This window comes from Hydrogenophaga sp. (assembly GCF_011772445.1).
Taxonomy (GTDB): domain Bacteria; phylum Pseudomonadota; class Gammaproteobacteria; order Burkholderiales; family Burkholderiaceae_C; genus Hydrogenophaga.
This window is the reverse complement of record NZ_WVZN01000046.1, coordinates 1-18,219: the sequence shown is the minus strand read 5'-3', so window position 1 is coordinate 18,219 and position 18,219 is coordinate 1. Positions and strand designations below refer to the sequence as shown.

The following is an 18,219-nucleotide window of genomic DNA, read 5'->3' as shown; positions in this document are numbered from 1 at the left end:
CTGTCGTGCGTGTCAGTTCTCGGGGTCGTTCAGGGCGTCCAGTTCGCCGAAGACGCTGTCGGGGCGGGCCGTCCAGATCAGGGTGACGCGTGTGCCGCCCCCGCTGCGCGCGCGCGCGTTGAGCCGCGCGCCGATGGCCAGCGCGCGCTCGCGCATGCCAACCATGCCCAGGTGACCGGGCCGGCCGAAGGCCATCTCCTCGGCAAGCCCCGTGCCATCGTCGACGACGTCCAGCCTCAGGTGGGTCGCGTCGCCCTCGATGCGCACCACGATGCGGCTGGCCGCGGCGTGCTTGAGCGCGTTGGCCACGGATTCGCGCGCCACCATGAAGGCGGCGTACTCCACATCGTCGGGCCAGCGCTGCGTGATCACCTCGCCCACGGTCTGCAGGTGCAGCGTCACGGGGTCGGCCTCGGCCACGCGCTGGCGGATCTCGTTGTCCAGCGCAGCCGTCAGGCCCAGGTCTTCCAGCATGGGCGGGCGCAGGCGCACCAGGGCCTGGCGCACCTCGGCGATGGCGTGGTCGATCTGGCGGCCCACGGTGGCCGAGCGTTCCTGCGCGCGCGGCGGCAGCAGCTCCCGGCTCATCTGCGCCAGCGAGTCGAAGGACAGGCGGATCGCGCCCAGGGTCTGGCCGAGCTGGTCGTGCAGCGTCTGGGCCAGCTCGCGCGTGGTGTTCTGCTCCTGCGTCAGCAGCCGCTGGGTGAGTTCGGAGAGTTCGAGCTGGTAACGCGCCAGGGCCTGCTCCGCGCGCACGCGCTCGGTCACGTCGCGCAGGATGGCGGTGAGCAGTTTCTGGCCACGCACGGTGATGTGCGAGATGGAGGCCTCCAGCTCCAGCTCGGCGCCGTCGGCGCGCACGCCCTTGACGCGGCCGAAGCCCATGGGCCGGGTGCTGGTGGTCGACTTGGAAAAGCGCTGCATCAGCGCCAGGTGCTCACCGCGGTGCTCGGCGGGCAGCAGCGTGTCCAGCGGCTGGCCGATCATGGCCTCGGCCTCGCGGCCGAAGATGCGCGCGGCCGCCGGGTTGAACAGGCTGATGCGCCCGTGCAGGTCCACGCTGATGACGGCGTCGCTGGCGGAGTTGATCAGCGCCGACAGCACCTCGCCCTGCTCGCGCAGGCGCATCTCGCTCAGGCGCTCCACGGTGAGGTCGCGCACCTGGGCCAGCAGGCCGATGGGTTCGCCGTCGGCGCCGAACACCTTGGTGAGTCGCCACTCGCCCCAGATGTCGCTGCCGTCGCGGCGCAGCAGGTGGGTCTCGAAGGTCCACGGCCCTTGCCCGGCGATCATCGCCGGACGGATGGCATGGCGCGCGCTGTTGGCCGGGTCCTTGTCGCGAAAGATCTCGTCCACGTGGCGGCCCTCGGCCTCGGCCGCGCTCCAGCCGAACATGCGCTCGGCGGCGTCGTTCCAGAACAGCACGCGAAAGTCCATGTCCACCAGGTACACGGGCGAAGGCAGGTACTGCAGCACGGCCTGCAGGCGGCTGGCGTCGTGCAGCACCTGGGTCAGGGTCTGCTCGCTGCGCGAGCCGCCGCTGCCCTGCACCGGCAGCCGGCGCATCTGCTCGGCGATGACGCGCAGCACCGTGCCGGGCGCGGCGTCCGACTGCGGGCCCAGGCGCTCGGCCACCACGTCGATCATCTGGTTGAAGGGCCGCGCGAGCCGGCTGGAGAGCCAGAACCCGCCCAGGCCGACCAGCAGCACCGTGAGGCCGCCCCACACCAGCACGTAGCGCTCCAGCTCGCGCACGGGCGCCAGCGCCTGGCCCAGCGGCTGCCAGGCCACCACCTGCCAGTCGGTGCTCAGCGGCAGCAAGGGGCGGTCGACCACGTGGCGCACCAGCAGGATGGCGTCGCCGTCTTCCGTCTCGAACACGCGCGGTGTCCCCGTGGGCGTGCCCAGCAGATCCAGCCACTGCGCCGGCGACAGCATGGGCCGCTGGCCCAGCAGGCGCTGACCGTCCACGTTGGCCAGTTCCAGCTGCAGGCCGCGGCGGGCCTGGGCCGGGCCCAGCACGTCTTCGCGGATGCGGTCGTAGAAGCTGGCGTCCAGGTGCGCGGCCAGCACGCCGGCCGGGGCGCCCGTGGTGTCCAGATAGGGCATGGCGATGTCGGCGAGTTCCGCGGGCACCGGCCGGTCCAGCGCGGCCAGGGGCTCGCGCAGGGCCACGGGCGGGTGCAGGCTGCCGAACCAGGCGCCCTCGCGGCCTTTGAGGAACACGGGCCGCGGCGCAATGGAGACGCCTTCGAGCAGGCCGTCGCTGGCGGCGAGCACCTCGCCTTCGGCGTTCGTGGCCCCGATCCACACGTAGCTGCGGTTGCGCTCGCGCAGCCGGTCCATCTGCGTGCGCCAGTGCGAGGGCGAGGCCAGTTGCTGCGGCAGCAGCGCCAGCAGGTCCATCTCGGCGGTGGCGCGGGAGAGCGAGCGCGCGAGGCGGTCGGCGTAGACGGACGCCGCCTGCTCCACGCGCTGCCCGGCGCGGCGCTCGAGTTCGTCGCCCACGACACGCTCCACCGACCACACCATCAGTGCCAGCAGCAGCAAGGCCACCGCCGCGGGCAGCAGCGGCAGCCAGAGTTGTACCGAGCGTTTGCGGTTTCCCGCCATGCCGGGGTGTCCTCCTCACCCGCCCCGCCAGCCTCCCTGACGGTCATTTGATCGGGCGTGCGGCGACTCTACGTGACAGAGCGCGATGTGCACAGGGGGTATACAGACCTTGCCGGGCACAGCGCTCGCCCGATGCGCGGAGCGTGCGACAGGTCACGCCTCAAGGATGGTGTCACACCGGCTCGGCCGCACGGCGCGCCGGCGGGATCGCGCCCGCCTCGGCCAGGCGCCTCAGGGACTCGTCGTCGAAGCCGAACTCGCGCAGCACCTGTTGTGTGTGCTCACCCACCAGCGGCGCGGGACCGTTGCGCGTGGGGCTGTGGCCGTCGAAGTGCACCGGACAGCCCACCGCCTTGTCCAGGCCGGTGCGCCGGTCGGGGTTGTCGATCACCATGCCCACGGCGCGGGTTTGCGGGTGGCTCAGGGCCTGGCCCACGTCCTGCACAGGGCCTACGGGCACGCCAGCGCCAGCCAGGGCCGCCGTCCAATGGGCCACGGTGTTCGTGCGCAGCACCTCGGTCATCAGGGCCTCCAGCGCGTGCCGATGGCCCAGGCGCGAGGCGCCGGTGCCAAAGCGCGGGTCGTCCGCCCACTCGGGGTGGCCCAGCGTGGCGGCGATGCGCAGCCAGTTGGCCTGGTTGCCGCCGCCGATGGCTATGGCGCCGTCGGCACAGGCGAAGGTCTGGTACGGCGCGATCAGCGGGTGCGCCGTGCCCATGGGTTTGGCCACCACGCCCTTGGAGAAGTACGCCGCCGCGAACCAGTAAGTCTGCTGCAGACAGGCCTGCAGCAACGACGTGTCGACCCGCCCGCCGCGCCCGGTGCGCAGGCGGCGGATGTAGGCAGCCAGCACGCCCAGCGCGGCCAGGATGCCGGCGTTCACGTCGGCCACCGAAATGCCGGGCTTGACGCCCGCGCGGCCCTCCTCGCCAGTGACGCTGATCAGCCCCGAGAAGGCCTGCAGGATCAGGTCGAAGCCACCCTGCTGCGCCAGCGGGCCGACGCGGCCGTAGCCCGAGATGGCGGCGTAGATCAGGCGTGGGTTGGCCTGCATCAGCACCTCGTGTCCCAGGCCCAGGCGCTCCATGGTGCCCACACGGAAGTTCTCCGTCACCACGTCCACCTGCGCCACCAGGCGCAGCAGCGCCTCGCGGCCCTCGGGTGTGCGGATGTCCAGCGCCACCGAGCGCTTGCCCCGGTTGATCATGGTGAAGGCTGGCGACAGGCCCGGGTCGCCCGGGCGCTGGTAGCCGCGCGCGTCGTCGCCGCCCGGGAAGCGCTCCAGCTTGATCACGTCGGCGCCCATGTCGGCCAGCATCAGGCCGCACACCGGGCCGGCCATGATCTGCGACAGCTCCAGCACCTTCAGGCCCGCGAGCGGGCGCTCGAAGTCCTCGGAAACGTCGTTGGATTCATTCATTGGTGTTGACTTGATGTGGTCCAGGTCAGGGCGCCGCGGAACCGGCTTTGCCGGGCCGCAGGTGCCGCCCCCTGGGGGGTCGCGCGAAGCGCGGCAGGGGGTGTCAGTTGTCCATCTTGATGCCGGCGGTTTTGATCACGCCGCCCCACTTGGCGTGGTCGGCGCGGATGCGCTCGACGAGCCAGGCGGGCGTCTGCGCGACCGCGTCCTCGACGCCGTAGCGCTCCAGCGTGGCCACCACCTCGGGGTCGGCGATGGTCTGGGCCATGGCCTGCTGCAGGCGCTGCGCGATGGCCGCGGGCAGTTGCGGCGGCGCCACCATGGCGAACCAGGGCGTGGCCTCGTAGCCCGCCACGCCCTGCTCGGCGATGGTGGGGATGTTCTTCAGGCTGGACGAGCGCTTCGCCGAGGTGACGGCGATGGCGCGCATGCGCCCTGCCTGGATCAGCGGCAGCGCGGGCGCGATGGTGGCGAAGGCCACCTGCACCTGGCCGGCCATGAGGTCGTTCATCGCGGGCGCTGCGCCCCGGTAGGGCACGTGGCGGATCTGCGTGCCGGTGAGCTGCTTGAACAGCTCGCCTGCAAGCTGATGCGGCGAGCCGATGCCGGAGGACGAGTACGCATAGGCCTCTGGTTTCTCCTTCAGCAGCTTCACCAGCGAGGGCACGTCGGTGGCCGGCACCTCGTTGTTGACCAGAAGCACCAGGCCACTGGCGCCCACGTAGCCCAGCGGAGTGAAGTCGCGCACCGGGTCGTAGGCCACGCTGCGCAGGTTGGGGATGATGGCCATGCTGCCGGTGTCGGCCAGGTAGAGCTGGTAGCCATCGGCGGGCTGGCGCGCCACGTAGGCCGCGGCGATGGCGCCGCCCGCGCCGGGGCGGTACTCGAACACCACCGGCTGGCCCAGCAGCTTTTCCAGCCGCACGGCCAGGGTGCGGGCCACGATGTCGGCCGCACCGCCGGTGCTGTAGCCGATATGCAGCTTGAAGGCCTGCGAAGGCCAGGTGTCGGCGTGCAGCGCGGGCAGGGCCAGCACCGCCGGGGCGGCGCCCGCCAGGCGCAACAGGGTGCGTCGTTGAATGCTCATGTCTTGTCTCCTTCGTTGTGATCGATGGCGGGGGCTCTGCGGCCCCTCGCGCTTCAGCGTCCCTTGAACACGGGGGCGCGGCGTTCCTGCCAGGCGGCCATGCCCTCGCGCAGGTCCTCGCTGGCCAGGCTGGTGCGGTGGCGCTCGTCGCTGGCGGCCACGTCGAGTTCGCCGCGCGCGATCTGGTTGAGCGAGCGCTTCATGCCCGCCACCGCCAGCGGCGCCTGCGCGGCCAGGGTGCGCACCAGGGTGTCCACCGCGTCGTCCAGCGCCTCGGGGGCCACCACATCGGTCAGGTAACCGATGCGGTGCATCTCCTCGGCCTTGATGGTGGTAGACGTGAGAAAGAGGCGGCGCGCCGCGTTGGTGCCCAGCCGGTGCGACCAGCGGATCAGGCCCTCGGTGTAGTAGTGCAGACCCAGTCGGCTGGCGGGCATGAACATCTCGCAGTCGCTGCGGCCGACGCGGAAATCGCAGCTCAGCGCCAGATCGGTGGCGCCGCCATAGACCGGGCCGTTGAGGCGGCACACGGTGGGCACGCGAAGGTTCTCCAGCTCCAGCGTCATGGCCGGGAAGTCGGGCAGCGGACGCTCGGCCCGGCCCGCGGGGGCGATGGCGCCGCTGCGCTCGCCGAGTTCGTCCAGGTCGTAACCGCTGCTGAAGGCACGGCCGGTGCCCGTCAGGACGAGCACGCGCACGGACGGATCGCGTTCCACCTCGGCCCAGATCTCGCGCAGACGGATCACGTCTTCGGCCTGCAGGCGGTTGAGTACGCGCGGGCGGCGCAGGGTCACGGTGGCCACGCCATCGGCGATGACCAGTTCGGGAAGATCGCTCAGACCTTCTTCTCTTGCATTCATCTTGGTCTCCGTACTGTTTGTATAAATTTATATGGCTGACTTTTAACCGTCAAGTGGATTTTCTATCAGGGTAAACCGCGAGGCATGAATTCCTGCATGGCGCTGGCCCCGTACACTGCCCACCCATGAACGACACGACGACCCTGGCCGAACCCACGGCGGCCACCGTGACCGACGAGGTGCGCCGGGCGCTGGAGGACGACATCCGACAGGGCCGCCTGCGCCCCGGCGACGCCCTGGACGTGAAGGCCGTGGCCGAGCGCTTCGGCATTTCGCGCACGCCGGCCAAGGAGGCGCTGCTGCAATTGGCCGCCGCCGGTCTGATGAATTTCTCGCCGCGGCGCGGCGCGGTCGTCACGCGGCTGGAGCCGCGCGAGATCTTCGGCATGCTGGAGGTGCTGGCGGTGCTCGAAGCCGAAGCGGCCCGCCTGAGCGCGCGCCGCATGAGCAACGAACAGCGCCACGCGCTCGAGGCCGTGCAGGTCGAGGCCGGGCAGGCCGCCGAGCGTGACGACATCGCGGCATACACCGAGCTCAACGTCCGCCTGCACGGCCTCATCTACCAGGGCTGCGACAACGCCTACCTGGCCGGCCAGATCGTGCGCATCCGCGAGCGGCTGGCGGCCTACCGGCCGGTGTCCTTCGAGCGCCCGGGCCGCATGCTGGCCTCGCACCGCGAGCACGGCGCCATCGTGCGCGCCATCGTGCGCGGCGATGAGCCCGAGGCGCAGCGCGCCATGACCGAACACATCACGGTGGGCGGCACCGCCCAGGCCGAGCTGATGCTGCGCATGCGCTGATCGGCGCGGGCCTCGCCGATCAGCCCAGCCCCAGCAGGTGCGCCAGGTCCTTGCGCGGCGCGGGCTTGTCCAGCATCAGGTGCCGCTCCAGGTCGCGCAGGTGCCGGTCCATCAGCGCCACCGCGCCATCGGCGTCGCCGCGCGCGATGCGCTCGACGATGCCCTCGTGCTCGTCGTGCTCGCAGGCCGCGTTGCCCGGTGGCTGGTGCAGCGCCACGATGAGCGAGCAGCGCGAAACGATCTCCACCAGGTAGCGGTGCAGGATGGGGTTGCCCGAGAGCTCGGCCAGGCGCAGGTGGTAGGTGCTGGCCAGGCGCGCCCAGGCGGGCTGGTCGTGCCGGTGCATCACCTTCGTTTCAGCCTGCAGCTGCGCGCGCAGGGCCTTCAGGTCCGCCGGGGTGGCGCGCTCGGCCACCAGGCGCACGATGGCCGCCTCCAGCGCGCGGCGCGCCTCGAAGATCTGTTGCGTTTCCTCGCGCGTGGGCACGGCCACGGTGGCGCCGCGGTTGGGCCGCAGCTGCACGATGTGGTCGTGCGCGAGCCGCTGCAGCACCTTGCGCACCACCGCGCGGCTCACGCCGAAGAGCTCGCACAGCGGCGCCTCGGGCAGCTTGGTGCCGGGCGGCAGGCGCTGGCTCATCACGCTCTCGAACACGGCGCGGTAGATGCGCGCCTCGACGTCGTCGCCCTCGGCGTCGGCCAGCGCACCGGCGGCACGCGGGGCGGGCGGGTCGAGGTCGAGATCGGCCGCGCGGGTGGCGGCGCGGCGCGGCGGCTTTTTCTTTGACGGGGCGGCGGCGTTCGGCATGGCGCGCAGTCTGCACCAAATGGCGGGGTCAGAGGGCGGCGTGGATCTCGCCCGCGAGGCGGATGAGGGCGAGGTCGCTGCCGGGCGCGCCGAGCAGGGAGACGCCCACCACCTCGCCCTCGGGCGTGTCCACCGGCAGGCTCACCTGCGGCAGGCCCGCCAGGCCGGCGATGCAGGTGATGGCCATGGTGCGCAAACGCACCGCGTCCACCTCGGCGGGCGCGGCGTCGCGGCGCGGTGCCAGGCTGGCGGCCGAGGGCAGCACGGCCACGCCGTCCTCACCCAGCAGGTCGCGCACGGCGGCGCGGATGCGCGCCCACTGCACTTGCGCGGCCTGGGCCTGCGCATCGCTCACGCGGCTGGCGCCGGCCCAGCGCCCGGCGATGGCCTCGCCGAACGACGGTTGCGCGGAGGTGATCCACCCGCCGTGCACGCGCCAGCCCTCGTGCGCGCCGGCCGTGGCATAGACCTGGCGCCAGTCGGCCAGGGCCTGCTCGCCGGCCCAGCGTGAGGCCTCGGGCACCACGCCCAGGCGCGCGGCCAGTGCGTCGCGCACGCGCGCCAGCGGATCGGCGAACAGCGGGTCGGCCAGTTCCCAGGCGTCCATGGGCAGCAGCACGCGGCGCGGCGACCAGGCGCTGGCGGGCAGCAGCACGCGGCCCACGCGCTCGAAGCTGTCGAAAGCGTGCGCCAGCCAGGTGACGGTGTCGAAGGACGGGTGCAGCGGCACCAGGCCCTCGGCGCTGACCAGGCCGTGCGTGGTGCGCAGGCCCCACAGGCCGCCGTAGCTGGCGGGCACGCGGGTGGAGCCACCGGTGTCGGTGCCGAGCGCGAAGTCCACCAGGCGCGCGCCCACGGCCGCGGCCGAGCCGCTGGACGAGCCGCCGGGCACGCGGTCCGGGTAGCGCGTGTTCAGCGGCGTGCCCAGGTGCGCGTTGTCGCCGTGCAGGCTGTAGGCCAGTTCGTCGGTGAGCACCTTGCCCATGAGCGTGGCGCCGGCGCCGAGCAGGCGCTCGACCACGGGCGCGTGCGCCGTGGGCACGGGGTGGGTGGCCAGCCAGGTCGGGTTGCCCGCGCCCGTGGGGTGGCCGGCGACGTGGAACACGTCCTTGGCCGCGAATCTCAGGCCGCTCAGCGGGCCCTGCGGCGCGCCGTCGACGACGAAACGCCCGTGCGGCACCCAGGCGCCGACGCTGTCTTCAATGGGAAAGGTGGTCACTGAACAATCCTCCGTGCTGCGCACTGCGGGGCTGAGCGCCTTGGGAACGGCCCGGCGGCGCTCATGCCAATGCCTTGGGTTCGTGCGCGGCCAGCGTGGCCATGTGTTGGGCGATCTCGCCGGGCGTGGTGAACCAGACCTCGCCCCGGTCGCGCGCCGCGGCCAGGTGCTGCAGGGCGCGGCGCAGGTGGCGCAGGCGGTAGGGCTGGCCCACCAGGTAGGGGTGCAGCGCGATGCCCATCACCAGCGGCTGGGCGCGCGCCTGATCGAGCATCTCGTCGGTGTTGTCCACGATCATCTGCGCGAAGTCCTTTCCGTCCATCTGGCGCGCCACGATCATGGGAATGTCGTTGAGCTCCTGCGGGTAGGGCACGGACCACAGCGTCTGCCCGCCGCGCGTGCGCATGGGCACGGGCTGGTCGTCGTGGCACCAGTTGAGCGTGTAGTGGTAGCCGGTCTCGGCCAGCAGGTCGGGCGTGAGCCGGCTCTCGGATATCCAGGGCGACAACCAGCCACGCGGCTCCACGCCGCTGTGCACGCGCATCTGCTGGCGGCAGTGCGCCAGCAGCGCGCGTTCGCCGGCCTCGTCGAGCGCGGCCTGGCGCTCGGCGTTGCTGTGGCCGTGGCCCACGAGTTCGTCGCCGCGCGCCACGAAGGCGGCCACCAGTTCGGGGCAATGCGTGTAGAGCGCGGTGTTGATGAGCACGGCCGTGGGCAGGGCCAGGCTGTCGAACAGCTCCAGGCAGCGCCAGGCGCCGACGCGGTTGCCGTACTCGCGCCAGCTGAAGTTGAGCACGTCGGGTTGCGGCGATGCCGGGCCGATGGCGGCGCCCAGGCCTTCGCCGAAGGCGAAGTGCTCGATGTTGAAACCGATGTACACCGCCAGGCCTGCGCCGTTGGGCCAGCGGTAATGCGGGCGCTGCGTGATGGCGCGGTAAGGGAAGCGGCCGTGGTCCGGCAGGGGGCCGAGGTACTGGGCAGTCACTTCAGCGGCCTCCGGTTCAGCGAGGGCTCCAGCAGCCACTCGGCGCTGTCGTTCCACACCTGCATCTCGGTGATGAGGCCGTGGCTGACCACGTAGCGGTCCACGTAGCGGTTGGCCTCGAAGGGCGTGCCGTCCGGCCATTCACCGTACAGCGTGCCCAGGCTGTAGACCACGGTCTCGGCCGCGCTGCCACCGGCCACGGTTTCGGTGCGCTCGATGCGCTTCTTCACCCAGCGGTAGCGGCCCGCGTTGAAGGCCGCGCACTCGGCGGGGTCGGCCATCTCGCGGTGGCCAGTGAAGCGGATGCGCAGGCCCGGCGCGACGAAGCGCCGCGCGCCGGCCGGGTCGGGGACCATGAGGATGCGCAGGTACTCGTCCACGACCTGCGCGGGCGTGAGCTGGGCTGTGGGGACAGCGGTGTCGGACATGGGGCGGCTCCACGGATCGCGGCCGGTGCGGCGCACCGGCCTGGGGCGTTTCGCACCGACACGGACCCGCGCCGGCACGCTATCGGTGTGTTCGCAAGTCGTGTGCCAGATTGTCAACAATCCATATTCAGGAATGAAAACACCACAAAAGCAAAATTGAGAACACTGGCACAGGACTTGCGACCGGGCGCAGCGTTTCCCCCCACCGTCCCCGTCCCCCTTTTCAGGAGTCCCCGCCATGTCCCTCTTCTCCTCCTTCCCCACCCGGCGCGGCGCGCTGGCGGCTGGCATCGCCCTCGCGGCGGCCTCGTTCGGCGGCGCGGCGCTCGCCAACGAGCCCATCAAGTTCGGCCTGGTCACCGCGCTGTCGGGCCAGTCCGCCCTGGCCGGCGAGGCCATCACGCGCGGCATGCAGATCGCCATCGACGAGATCAACGCCAAGGGCGGCGTGCTGGGCCGCAAGCTGGAACTGGTGCGCCGCGACGACGAGGCCAACCCCGCCAAGGGCGTGGTGGCCGCGCGCGAACTCATCTACCGCGAGAAGGTGGCCGTGGTCTTCGGCGGTCTGGACACGCCGGTGTCCATGGCCATCGTGCCACTGATGAACCAGGAGAAGGTGCCCTTCATGGGGCCCTGGGCCGCGGGCACGGGCATCACGAAGAACGGCGCCAACCCCAACTTCGCCTTCCGCGTCTCGGCGGTGGACGAGATCGTCGACGAGGGCATGCTGGCCTACGCGCAGAAGACCTTCGGCGCGAAGAAGCCCGGCCTGATCCTGGTGAACAACCCCTGGGGCGAGAGCAACCAGAAAGGCCTGGCGGCGGCCATGGCGGCGAAGAACGTGACGCCCGCGGGCATCGAGAAGTTCGAGGCCAACGACGTGGACATGGTGCCGCAGCTCACGCGCCTGAAGGCTGGCGGCGCGGACGTGCTCTTCATGGTGGGCAACGTGGGCCCCTCGGCGCAGGTGGTCAAGTCGCTCGACCGCATGGGCTGGAAGGTGCCCGTGGTCTCGCACTGGGGCCCGGCGGGCGGGCGCTTCACCGAACTCGCCGGCCCCAGCGGCAAGGACGTGCACTTCGTGCAGACCTACAGCTTCTTCGGCAAGCAGTCGCCGGTGGGCGAGCGCGTGATCAAGGCCATGGTGGCCAAGTACCCGAACGTGAAGGGCCCGGCCGACATCACGCCCGCCGTGGGCGTGGCCAACGCCTACGACGGCACGCACCTGGCGGCGCTGGCCATCGCGGCGGCCGGCTCCACCGAGGGCGACGCGGTGCGCCAGGGCTTCTACAAGATCGGCAAGTACGAAGGCCTCATCAAGACCTACGACAAGCCCTTCAGCGCCACGCAGCACGACGCGGTGCTGAGCAGCGACTACGTGTGGGCGCAGTTCATCGACAACCGCATCGTGCCCGTGGGCATGACCACGAACTAAGCCCCCACGCTCCGCCGCTGCGCGGGTCGCTGCCCCCCGAGGGGGCTGACCCGCCTTGGGGCGGCCCGGCGGCGGGTCGTTCACTGAAGAACCAAGGAACTTCATATGTTGGCGATCTCCGCGCTCATCAGCGGCCTCGGGCTGGGCAGCATGTACGGCCTGATGGCCCTGGGCTTTTACGTGACCTACGCCGTCAGCGGCACGGTCAACTTCGCCCAGGGCAGCTCGATGATGCTGGGCGCGGTGCTCACCTTCAGCTTCGCGCAGACCTTCGGCTGGCCCCTGTGGGCGGCCATCGCGCTGGCGCTGGCGCTGTGCGCGCTCTACGGCCTGCTGGTGGAATGGCTCGCGGTGCGGCCTTTCGTGAACCGCGGCTCCGACGCCTGGCTCATGGCCACCGTGGCCCTGGGCATCGTGCTCGACAACCTGGTGATGTTCACCTACGGCAAGGAGCCGCGCAGCCTGGCCTCGCCCCTGGCCCAGTCGCCGCTGGAGATCGGTGGCCTGGGGCTGGGGGTGTACCCGCTGCAATTGCTCATCCCCGTGGTGGGTCTGGCGCTGGCCGCGCTGCTGCACACCCTGTCGCGTCGCACGCGCTGGGGCACGGCCCTGCTGGCGGCGGTGCAGAACCGCGCGGCCGCGCGGCTCATGGGCATTCCCATCCGGCGCGCGGTGGCGCTGGCCTTCGCGCTGTCGGCGCTGTTCGCGGGCATCGCGGGCGTGCTCATCGCGCCGCTGTTCAACGTGGCGGCCGACATGGGCACGCTGTTCGGCCTCAAGGCCTTCGCGGTCGCCATCCTGGGCGGCATCACCAGCGCCTGGGGCGTGATGATCGCGGGCCTGATCTTCGGCCTGGCCGAGGCCACCATCACCGCCACGCTGGGCTCGGGCTACACGCAGATCCTCAGCTTCGCGCTGGTCATCGCGGCGCTGGCCTGGCGCCCCAACGGCCTGTTCGGCCGCGCGGAGGTGAAGAAGGTATGAGCCTTGCCGTTTCCCGCACCACGCCCCGCCCGCTGGGCCTGGGCACGCCGTCGCAGATCGCGGCCGTGCTGGCGCTGCTGGCCGTGGGCGCCGTGCTCGCGCTCACCGTCAACGGCTACTGGGTCTTCGTGCTCGCCAACGTGGCCCTGCTGGCCATCGTGGGCATCGGCCTGAACGTGCTGCTCGGCCTGTCGGGTCAGGTGTCCTTCGGCCACGTGGGCTTCTACGCCATCGGTGCCTACACGGTGGCCATCCTCACCACCCAGGCCGGCTGGAGCTTCTGGGCCGCCTGGCCCGTGGCCGCGCTGCTCGGCGGCTGCGCGGGCGCGCTGCTGGCGCTGCCGGCGCTGCGCGTGAAGGGGCCCTACCTGGCCATGGTCACCATCGCTTTCGGCTTCATCGTGGAGCACGGCATCGTGGAGGCCGGCGCGCTCACCGGCGGGCAGAACGGCATCATGGGCCTGGCAGCGCCTTCGCTGGGCTTCGCGCAGGGCGAGCGCGCGGTCGCCCTGCTGGCCATCGCCACGGTGGGTGTCGCGCTCGCGGGCTACGCCTGGTTGTCGCGCGGCACCTGGGGCGCGGGCCTGCGCGCGGTGCGCGACGCCGAAACCGCCGCCGAATCGATCGGCCTGAACCCGCTGTTCATCAAGACCGTGGCCTTCGCCGTGTCGGCCGTGCTGGCCGCCGCCGCGGGCGCGCTGTTCGCGCCGCTGTCGGGCTTCGTCACGCCGCACACCTTCGGCTTCCTGCAGTCCATTCTGTTCGTGCTGGTGGTGATGCTGGGCGGCGCGGGATCGGTGGCCGGGCCGCTGGTGGGTGCCGTGGTGGTGGGCCTGCTGCCCGAGCTGCTGTCGGGCCTGGAGGAGTACCGCCTGCTGTTCTTCGGCGCCCTGTTGCTGGTGGTGCTGTGGGCCGCGCCCGACGGCGTGGTCGGCGGCCTGCAGCGCCTGCGCGTGCGCTTGTGGCCCGCGGCCCCACCGGCGGCCGAGCCCGGCGCGGCGGCACTGGGCCTGCACGCACGCGCGCGCGCCGGCCTGGCGGCCCGAGGCATCACCATGCAGTTCGGCGGCGTGCGCGCGGTGGGCGACCTGAGCCTGCGCGCCGAGGCCGGCCAGGTGACCAGCCTGATCGGGCCCAACGGCGCGGGCAAGTCCACCGCGCTCAACGTGCTCGGTGGCTTCTACCAGCCCACGGCGGGCGGCTTCTCGCTCGGCGCGCGCGAACTCGCGGGCCAGTCGGCGGTGCGCATCGCGCGGGCCGGCGTGGCGCGCACCTACCAGACCTCCCAACTCTTCGGTTCGCTGAGCGTGCTCGACAACGTGGTGCTGGCCATGGGACGGGGGCGCCTGGGCCCGCTGCTGGGCGCGTCGCGCCGCCGCGCACCCGGGCACCTGCGGCGCGCGCGCGAGCTGCTGGCCTTCTGCGGTTACACCGGCTCGTCGCACACCCTGGCGGCCGACCTGCCGCACGTGGACCGCCGCCTGGTCGAGGTGGCGCGCGCCCTCGCCACCGATCCCGACGCGCTGCTGCTCGACGAGCCGGCCGCCGGCCTCTCGCGCGAGGACAAGGAACGGTTGGGCGCGCTGCTGCGCCGCATCGCCGACGCCGGCCTGGCCGTGCTGCTGGTGGAGCACGACATGGCCCTGGTCATGGACATCAGCGACCAGGTGGTGGTGCTGGACGCGGGCGAGCGCCTGGCCGCGGGCACGGCGGCCGAGGTGCAGGCCGACCCGGCCGTGCAGGCCGCATATCTTGGCGAGGGCCTCGACGCTGGCGTCGCAGCGCAGGCGCGGGTACCGCTGGACAGCGAGGAAGCCCTGGGCGTCGGCGCCCTGGTCGCCGGCTACGGCGCCGAGCCCGTGCTGCACGGCATCGACCTGCGCGTGCGCCGCGGCGAGGCCGTGGCCCTGCTGGGCGCCAATGGGGCCGGCAAGTCCACGCTCATGAAAGCGATAGCGGGCCTGCACCGCCCGGTGCGCGGTGGCATCCACCTGGACGGCGCGGCCTTGCACGAGCTCGGCGCCGAGCAGGTGGTGGCGCGCGGCGTGGTGCTGGTGCCCGAGGGCCGGCAGGTGTTCCCCGAGCTGAGCGTGCTCGACAACATCCGCCTCGGCGCCTTCCTGCGGCCCGAGGACCGCGAGGCGCGCGTCGAAGAACAGCTCGAGCGTTTCCCGCGCCTGCGCGAGCGCCTGCACCAGCGCGCCGGTCTGCTATCGGGCGGAGAGCAGCAGATGCTGGCCATCGCACGCGCGCTGATGTCGCGCCCCCGCGTGTTGCTGCTGGACGAGCCCTCCCTCGGCCTGGCGCCCAAGGTCATCGCCGAGCTGTTCGCCGCGCTGGACCGCCTGCGACGCGAGGGCATGACCCTGCTGCTGGTGGACCAGATGGCCGGCCTGGCGCTGGCCCTGGCCGACCGCGCCTATGTGATGGAGGGCGGGCGCATCGTGGCCCAGGGCACCGCGGCCGAGATCGCGGCCGATGGGGCGCTGGCCGCGGCCTACCTGGGCGAGCGCGCGGTGGTGCCGACGGCGGCCATGGCCGAGGCAGGGCTCGAACGCGTGGCCTGAGACCCGCCACGCGCCGACCGCCCGAACCCGGACGCGGGCCTCCCGCCACGGGCGATTTGCACGCCTGGCGATCGGCCGCTAGAGTGGCCCTTTCCGGGGATGCACCCCACACAAGGACCCGCGCCACGACGCGGGTGGGAGGCCAGACATGCAACCAGCCAGCAGCGAGCGAGCGATCGTGGAAGGCCATGCCTTGTGGGACGACGCGCCCTGCGGCCTGCTCGCACTGGACACGGGCCTGCGCGTGCAGGCCATCAACGACACGCTGCTCGGCTGGCTCGGCCACAACCGGGCGGACATCGAGGGCCTGTCCAGCGGGGCCGGCGCGGATTTCCCCACACTCGCCCACCTGCGCGACGAGAGCGACCTGCGGCAACTGCGCGACCACCTGCACGAACTCCGCACGCACGGCCGCGCGCTTCCCATCACGCTGCGCCTGTTCGGCAAGGACGGCGCCTTCTTCACCGTGGAGCTGATCTCTCATGCGGTGCGCGACGCGAGCGGCCGATTCCTGCGCTCGCACACCGCCGCGGTCGACGTCACGGGCCGCGACCGCATCGAACGCCAGATCATCGCCCGCCTGCGCCTGCTGCAGGCCATCACCGACCGCACGCCCTCGCGCCTGGCCTACTACGACAAGGACCTGGTCTGCCGCTTCTGCAACGCCGCCTACGCGGCCGGCTACGGATTGAGTCCCGACGAAGTCATCGGCATCGACCTCAGCCGCGTGCTCTCGCCCGAGGTGCTGCCCGAGGTGCTGCCGCGCGTGGCCAAGGCGCTCAACGGCGAATCGCTGAGCCACGAAGCCGAGCGCCCCGGCGCGGACGGCACGCCCCACTACTACGAGGTGCACTACCTGCCCGACAGCCACGATGGCGGCGTGCACGGCTTCTTCATCGAGCTCATCGACATCACCGAGCGCCGCCGCACCGAAGACTTCGTCTTCAACGCCAACCTCGACCTCGAAGAACGCGTGGCCCAGCGCAGCGCCGAGCTCCACGCCAGCGAGCAGCGCTTTCGCCTGATGTCGCACGCCATCCGCGACCACGCCATCTTCTTCCTCGACCCCGACGGCGGCGTGGCCGACTGGACCGACAGCGCGCAGCGCCTGCACGGCTTCGATCGCGGGCAGATCCTCGGCCGCTCGCTGGACGCGCTGTTCGAGCCACAGGACGAACAACTCGCCGGGGCCGACACGCAGGTCATGCTGGACGTGTGCCTGGAGGAAGGCCACGCCGAGCACGAGGGCTGGAGCCACCGGCAGAACGGCACGCGCTTCTGGTCACACGCCACGCTGACGGCCCTGCGCAACGAACAGGGCGAGCTGCAGGGCGTCTCGGTCATCACGCGCGACCTCACCGAGTCCAAGCGCCTGGCCGACGTGATGGCGCGCCTGAACGAGGAGTTGCAACACCGCGTGACCGAGCGCACCCGACAGCTCGACGCGGCCAACCGCGACCTCGACGCCTTCTCCTACACGGTGGCACATGACCTGCGCGCGCCGCTGCGCCACATCGGCCAGTACGTCACACTGACGCAAGAGGGGCTGGACCCGGCGCAGCACCACGAGCTGCTGCAGTTCCAGACCGCCATCGGCAACGCCGGCAAGCGCATGGGCCAGATGATCGACGGCCTGCTGGAGTACGCGCGCCTGGGCCGCGTGGCCATCGAGCCGGTGCCGGTCTCGCTCACGCCGCTGATCATGGGCATCGTGGGCCGCCTGCGGGCCGAGAACGCACCGCGCGAGATCGAGTGGGTCATCGACCCGGCGCTGCCCGTGGTGGCGGGTGATCCGATCCTGCTCGCCGAGGTCTTCGGCCAGTTGCTCGACAACGCGGCCAAGTTCACGCGCCGTGTGCCCCAGGCGCGCATCGAGGTGGGGCAGCTGCCCACCGTGGGCGGGGTGCGCACGCTCTTCGTTCGCGACAACGGCGTGGGCTTCGACCTGGCCAAGGCCAAGTCGCTGTTCGTGATGTTCCAGCGCCAGCACCACTCCATGGACTACGACGGCGTGGGCATGGGCCTGGCGCTGGCGCAGCGCGTGGTGCAACGCCACGGGGGCCGGCTGTGGTGCGAAACGGCGCCCGACCAGGGCTGCACCTTCTTCGTGGAGCTGCCCGCGCCGGCGACGGATCTGGCACTGCCTTAGGGCGGACCGCAGTCCGTGCCCCCGGCCCCATCGGCGGCCAGGAGGACCCGCCACAGCGCGGGCTGCACCGGGCCGCCGGCCGGCCGGTGCAGGCCGTGGTCGGCCCCGGCCCAGCGCCGCGCGCACAGGCGCACCGGGCGATCGGCCGCCTCGCGCGCGAAGCGCTCGTGGGCCTCAGGGGGAATCAAGGCGTCGGCCTCGCCCCACCAGTGCCACAGCGTCCAGGGCTCGGCCGTGAGGGGCCCGAACAGGCGCCAGGCCAGCAGGTCCCGCCAGTGGCCCAGGCTGCGGCCGTGCAGCAACTCCTCGTCGGGGCGCGCGCTGCGGCTCGCCGTCCGGATCTCGTCCCAGGCGAAGGCCTGGCCCAGCCGCTGCGCCTGCAGGCGCAGCGTGTCGGCCGGATCGAGCCCCGTGGCCGACAGCAGCACCAGGCCGCGCAGCGACGGGCCCAGGGCCCGGCCCAACGCGGGCAGCAGGTCGCCACCCTCCGAGATGCCCACCACCCAGGTCGGCCGCTCGGGTTCGCGCGCGCGCAGCGCGGCCAGCGCGGCCAGTGCATCGGCCTGCCAGCGGCTGGGCCGGTCGTCGCGCGCGAAGGCCTCGCCGCAGCGCTCGGGCGCGGTGCGAACCCAGGGGTTGGTGAAAGGCTTGTGCAGCACCCAGAGTTGCGCGCGCTCCAGGCCCTCGAAGTAGGCCGGGGCAATGGGGCCCAGGCCGTCGCAGCCCGAACCGGGCACCACGACCACGCGCGGCGCGCCCGCGCCCGCCGAGGCCTCACGCCGCAGCACGGGCACGCGGCGCCCCGGCGCCGAGCCGGGCAGGTCCATGCGGGTCCAGAGCGCGCGCGGCGCCGATGCCGACGCC

14 protein-coding genes are annotated in these 18,219 nt (G+C 72.2%); 5 read left to right on the top strand and 9 right to left on the bottom strand.

The window, feature by feature from the left end; translation table 11 throughout:
* Positions 1–12: 12 nt before the first annotated feature.
* The 4 genes from GTO19_RS19065 to GTO19_RS19050 all read right to left on the bottom strand — a co-directional run bounded on the left by GTO19_RS19065 (position 13) and on the right by GTO19_RS19050 (position 5,980).
* Positions 13–2,613 carry a PAS domain S-box protein gene (locus tag GTO19_RS19065; RefSeq protein WP_291023693.1) on the bottom strand — a complete coding sequence of 867 codons (2,601 nt, stop codon included), beginning with the start codon at positions 2,611–2,613 and terminating at the stop codon, positions 13–15.
* Positions 2,614–2,785: 172 nt separating this feature from the next.
* Positions 2,786–4,033 carry a CaiB/BaiF CoA-transferase family protein gene (locus tag GTO19_RS19060; protein ID WP_291023691.1) on the bottom strand — a complete coding sequence of 416 codons (1,248 nt, stop codon included), beginning with the start codon at positions 4,031–4,033 and terminating at the stop codon, positions 2,786–2,788.
* Between the two features lie 103 nt (positions 4,034–4,136).
* Entirely contained in the window at positions 4,137–5,120 is a 984-nt protein-coding gene (locus GTO19_RS19055) for a tripartite tricarboxylate transporter substrate binding protein (protein ID WP_291023689.1), read from the bottom strand.
* A 53-nt stretch (positions 5,121–5,173) separates the two neighbouring features.
* A complete protein-coding gene (locus GTO19_RS19050; protein WP_291023687.1) occupies positions 5,174–5,980 on the bottom strand; it encodes an enoyl-CoA hydratase/isomerase family protein in 807 nt (268 codons plus the stop codon).
* Positions 5,981–6,105: 125 nt separating this feature from the next.
* On the opposite strand from GTO19_RS19050, the gene GTO19_RS19045 reads away from it, so the two are divergent.
* On the top strand, positions 6,106–6,780 hold the full coding sequence (locus GTO19_RS19045) for a GntR family transcriptional regulator (protein ID WP_291023684.1): 675 nt from the start codon (positions 6,106–6,108) through the stop codon (positions 6,778–6,780).
* Positions 6,781–6,799: 19 nt separating this feature from the next.
* Here the strand turns inward: GTO19_RS19045 and GTO19_RS19040 are convergent, their stop codons facing one another.
* The 4 genes from GTO19_RS19040 to GTO19_RS19025 form a co-directional block, all read right to left on the bottom strand.
* Positions 6,800–7,588 carry a GntR family transcriptional regulator gene (locus GTO19_RS19040; RefSeq protein WP_291023682.1) on the bottom strand — a complete coding sequence of 263 codons (789 nt, stop codon included), beginning with the start codon at positions 7,586–7,588 and terminating at the stop codon, positions 6,800–6,802.
* Between the two features lie 28 nt (positions 7,589–7,616).
* A complete protein-coding gene (locus GTO19_RS19035) occupies positions 7,617–8,807 on the bottom strand; it encodes an amidase (RefSeq protein WP_291023680.1) in 1,191 nt (396 codons plus the stop codon).
* A 61-nt stretch (positions 8,808–8,868) separates the two neighbouring features.
* Positions 8,869–9,792 (bottom strand): polysaccharide deacetylase family protein, encoded by a 924-nt coding sequence (locus tag GTO19_RS19030; RefSeq protein WP_291023677.1) that lies wholly within the window; start codon positions 9,790–9,792, stop codon positions 8,869–8,871.
* Positions 9,789–10,220: a nuclear transport factor 2 family protein gene (locus tag GTO19_RS19025; protein ID WP_291023676.1), complete on the bottom strand. Its 432-nt coding sequence runs from the start codon at positions 10,218–10,220 to the stop codon at positions 9,789–9,791. The genes GTO19_RS19030 and GTO19_RS19025 overlap by 4 nt, the downstream gene beginning before the upstream one ends.
* Before the next feature lie 238 nt (positions 10,221–10,458).
* Here GTO19_RS19025 and GTO19_RS19020 point away from each other — a divergent pair, with 238 nt between their 5' ends.
* The 4 genes from GTO19_RS19020 to GTO19_RS19005 all read left to right on the top strand — a co-directional run bounded on the left by GTO19_RS19020 (position 10,459) and on the right by GTO19_RS19005 (position 17,355).
* The gene (locus GTO19_RS19020) at positions 10,459–11,655 is read left to right on the top strand and encodes an ABC transporter substrate-binding protein (RefSeq protein WP_291023674.1); all 1,197 of its coding nucleotides are present in this window, start codon (positions 10,459–10,461) and stop codon (positions 11,653–11,655) included.
* 105 nt (positions 11,656–11,760) lie between these two features.
* On the top strand, positions 11,761–12,639 hold the full coding sequence (locus GTO19_RS19015) for a branched-chain amino acid ABC transporter permease (protein ID WP_291023672.1): 879 nt from the start codon (positions 11,761–11,763) through the stop codon (positions 12,637–12,639).
* The gene (locus GTO19_RS19010) at positions 12,636–15,206 is read left to right on the top strand and encodes an ATP-binding cassette domain-containing protein (RefSeq protein ID WP_291023670.1); all 2,571 of its coding nucleotides are present in this window, start codon (positions 12,636–12,638) and stop codon (positions 15,204–15,206) included. The genes GTO19_RS19015 and GTO19_RS19010 overlap by 4 nt, the downstream gene beginning before the upstream one ends.
* 148 nt (positions 15,207–15,354) lie before the next feature.
* Positions 15,355–17,355 (top strand): PAS domain-containing protein, encoded by a 2,001-nt coding sequence (locus tag GTO19_RS19005; RefSeq protein ID WP_291023668.1) that lies wholly within the window; start codon positions 15,355–15,357, stop codon positions 17,353–17,355.
* On the opposite strand, the gene GTO19_RS19000 is transcribed toward GTO19_RS19005, so the two are convergent.
* Positions 17,352–18,219: alpha/beta hydrolase (locus tag GTO19_RS19000; protein WP_291023665.1), on the bottom strand; the 868-nt coding region annotated here is incomplete at its 5' end. The genes GTO19_RS19005 and GTO19_RS19000 overlap by 4 nt on opposite strands.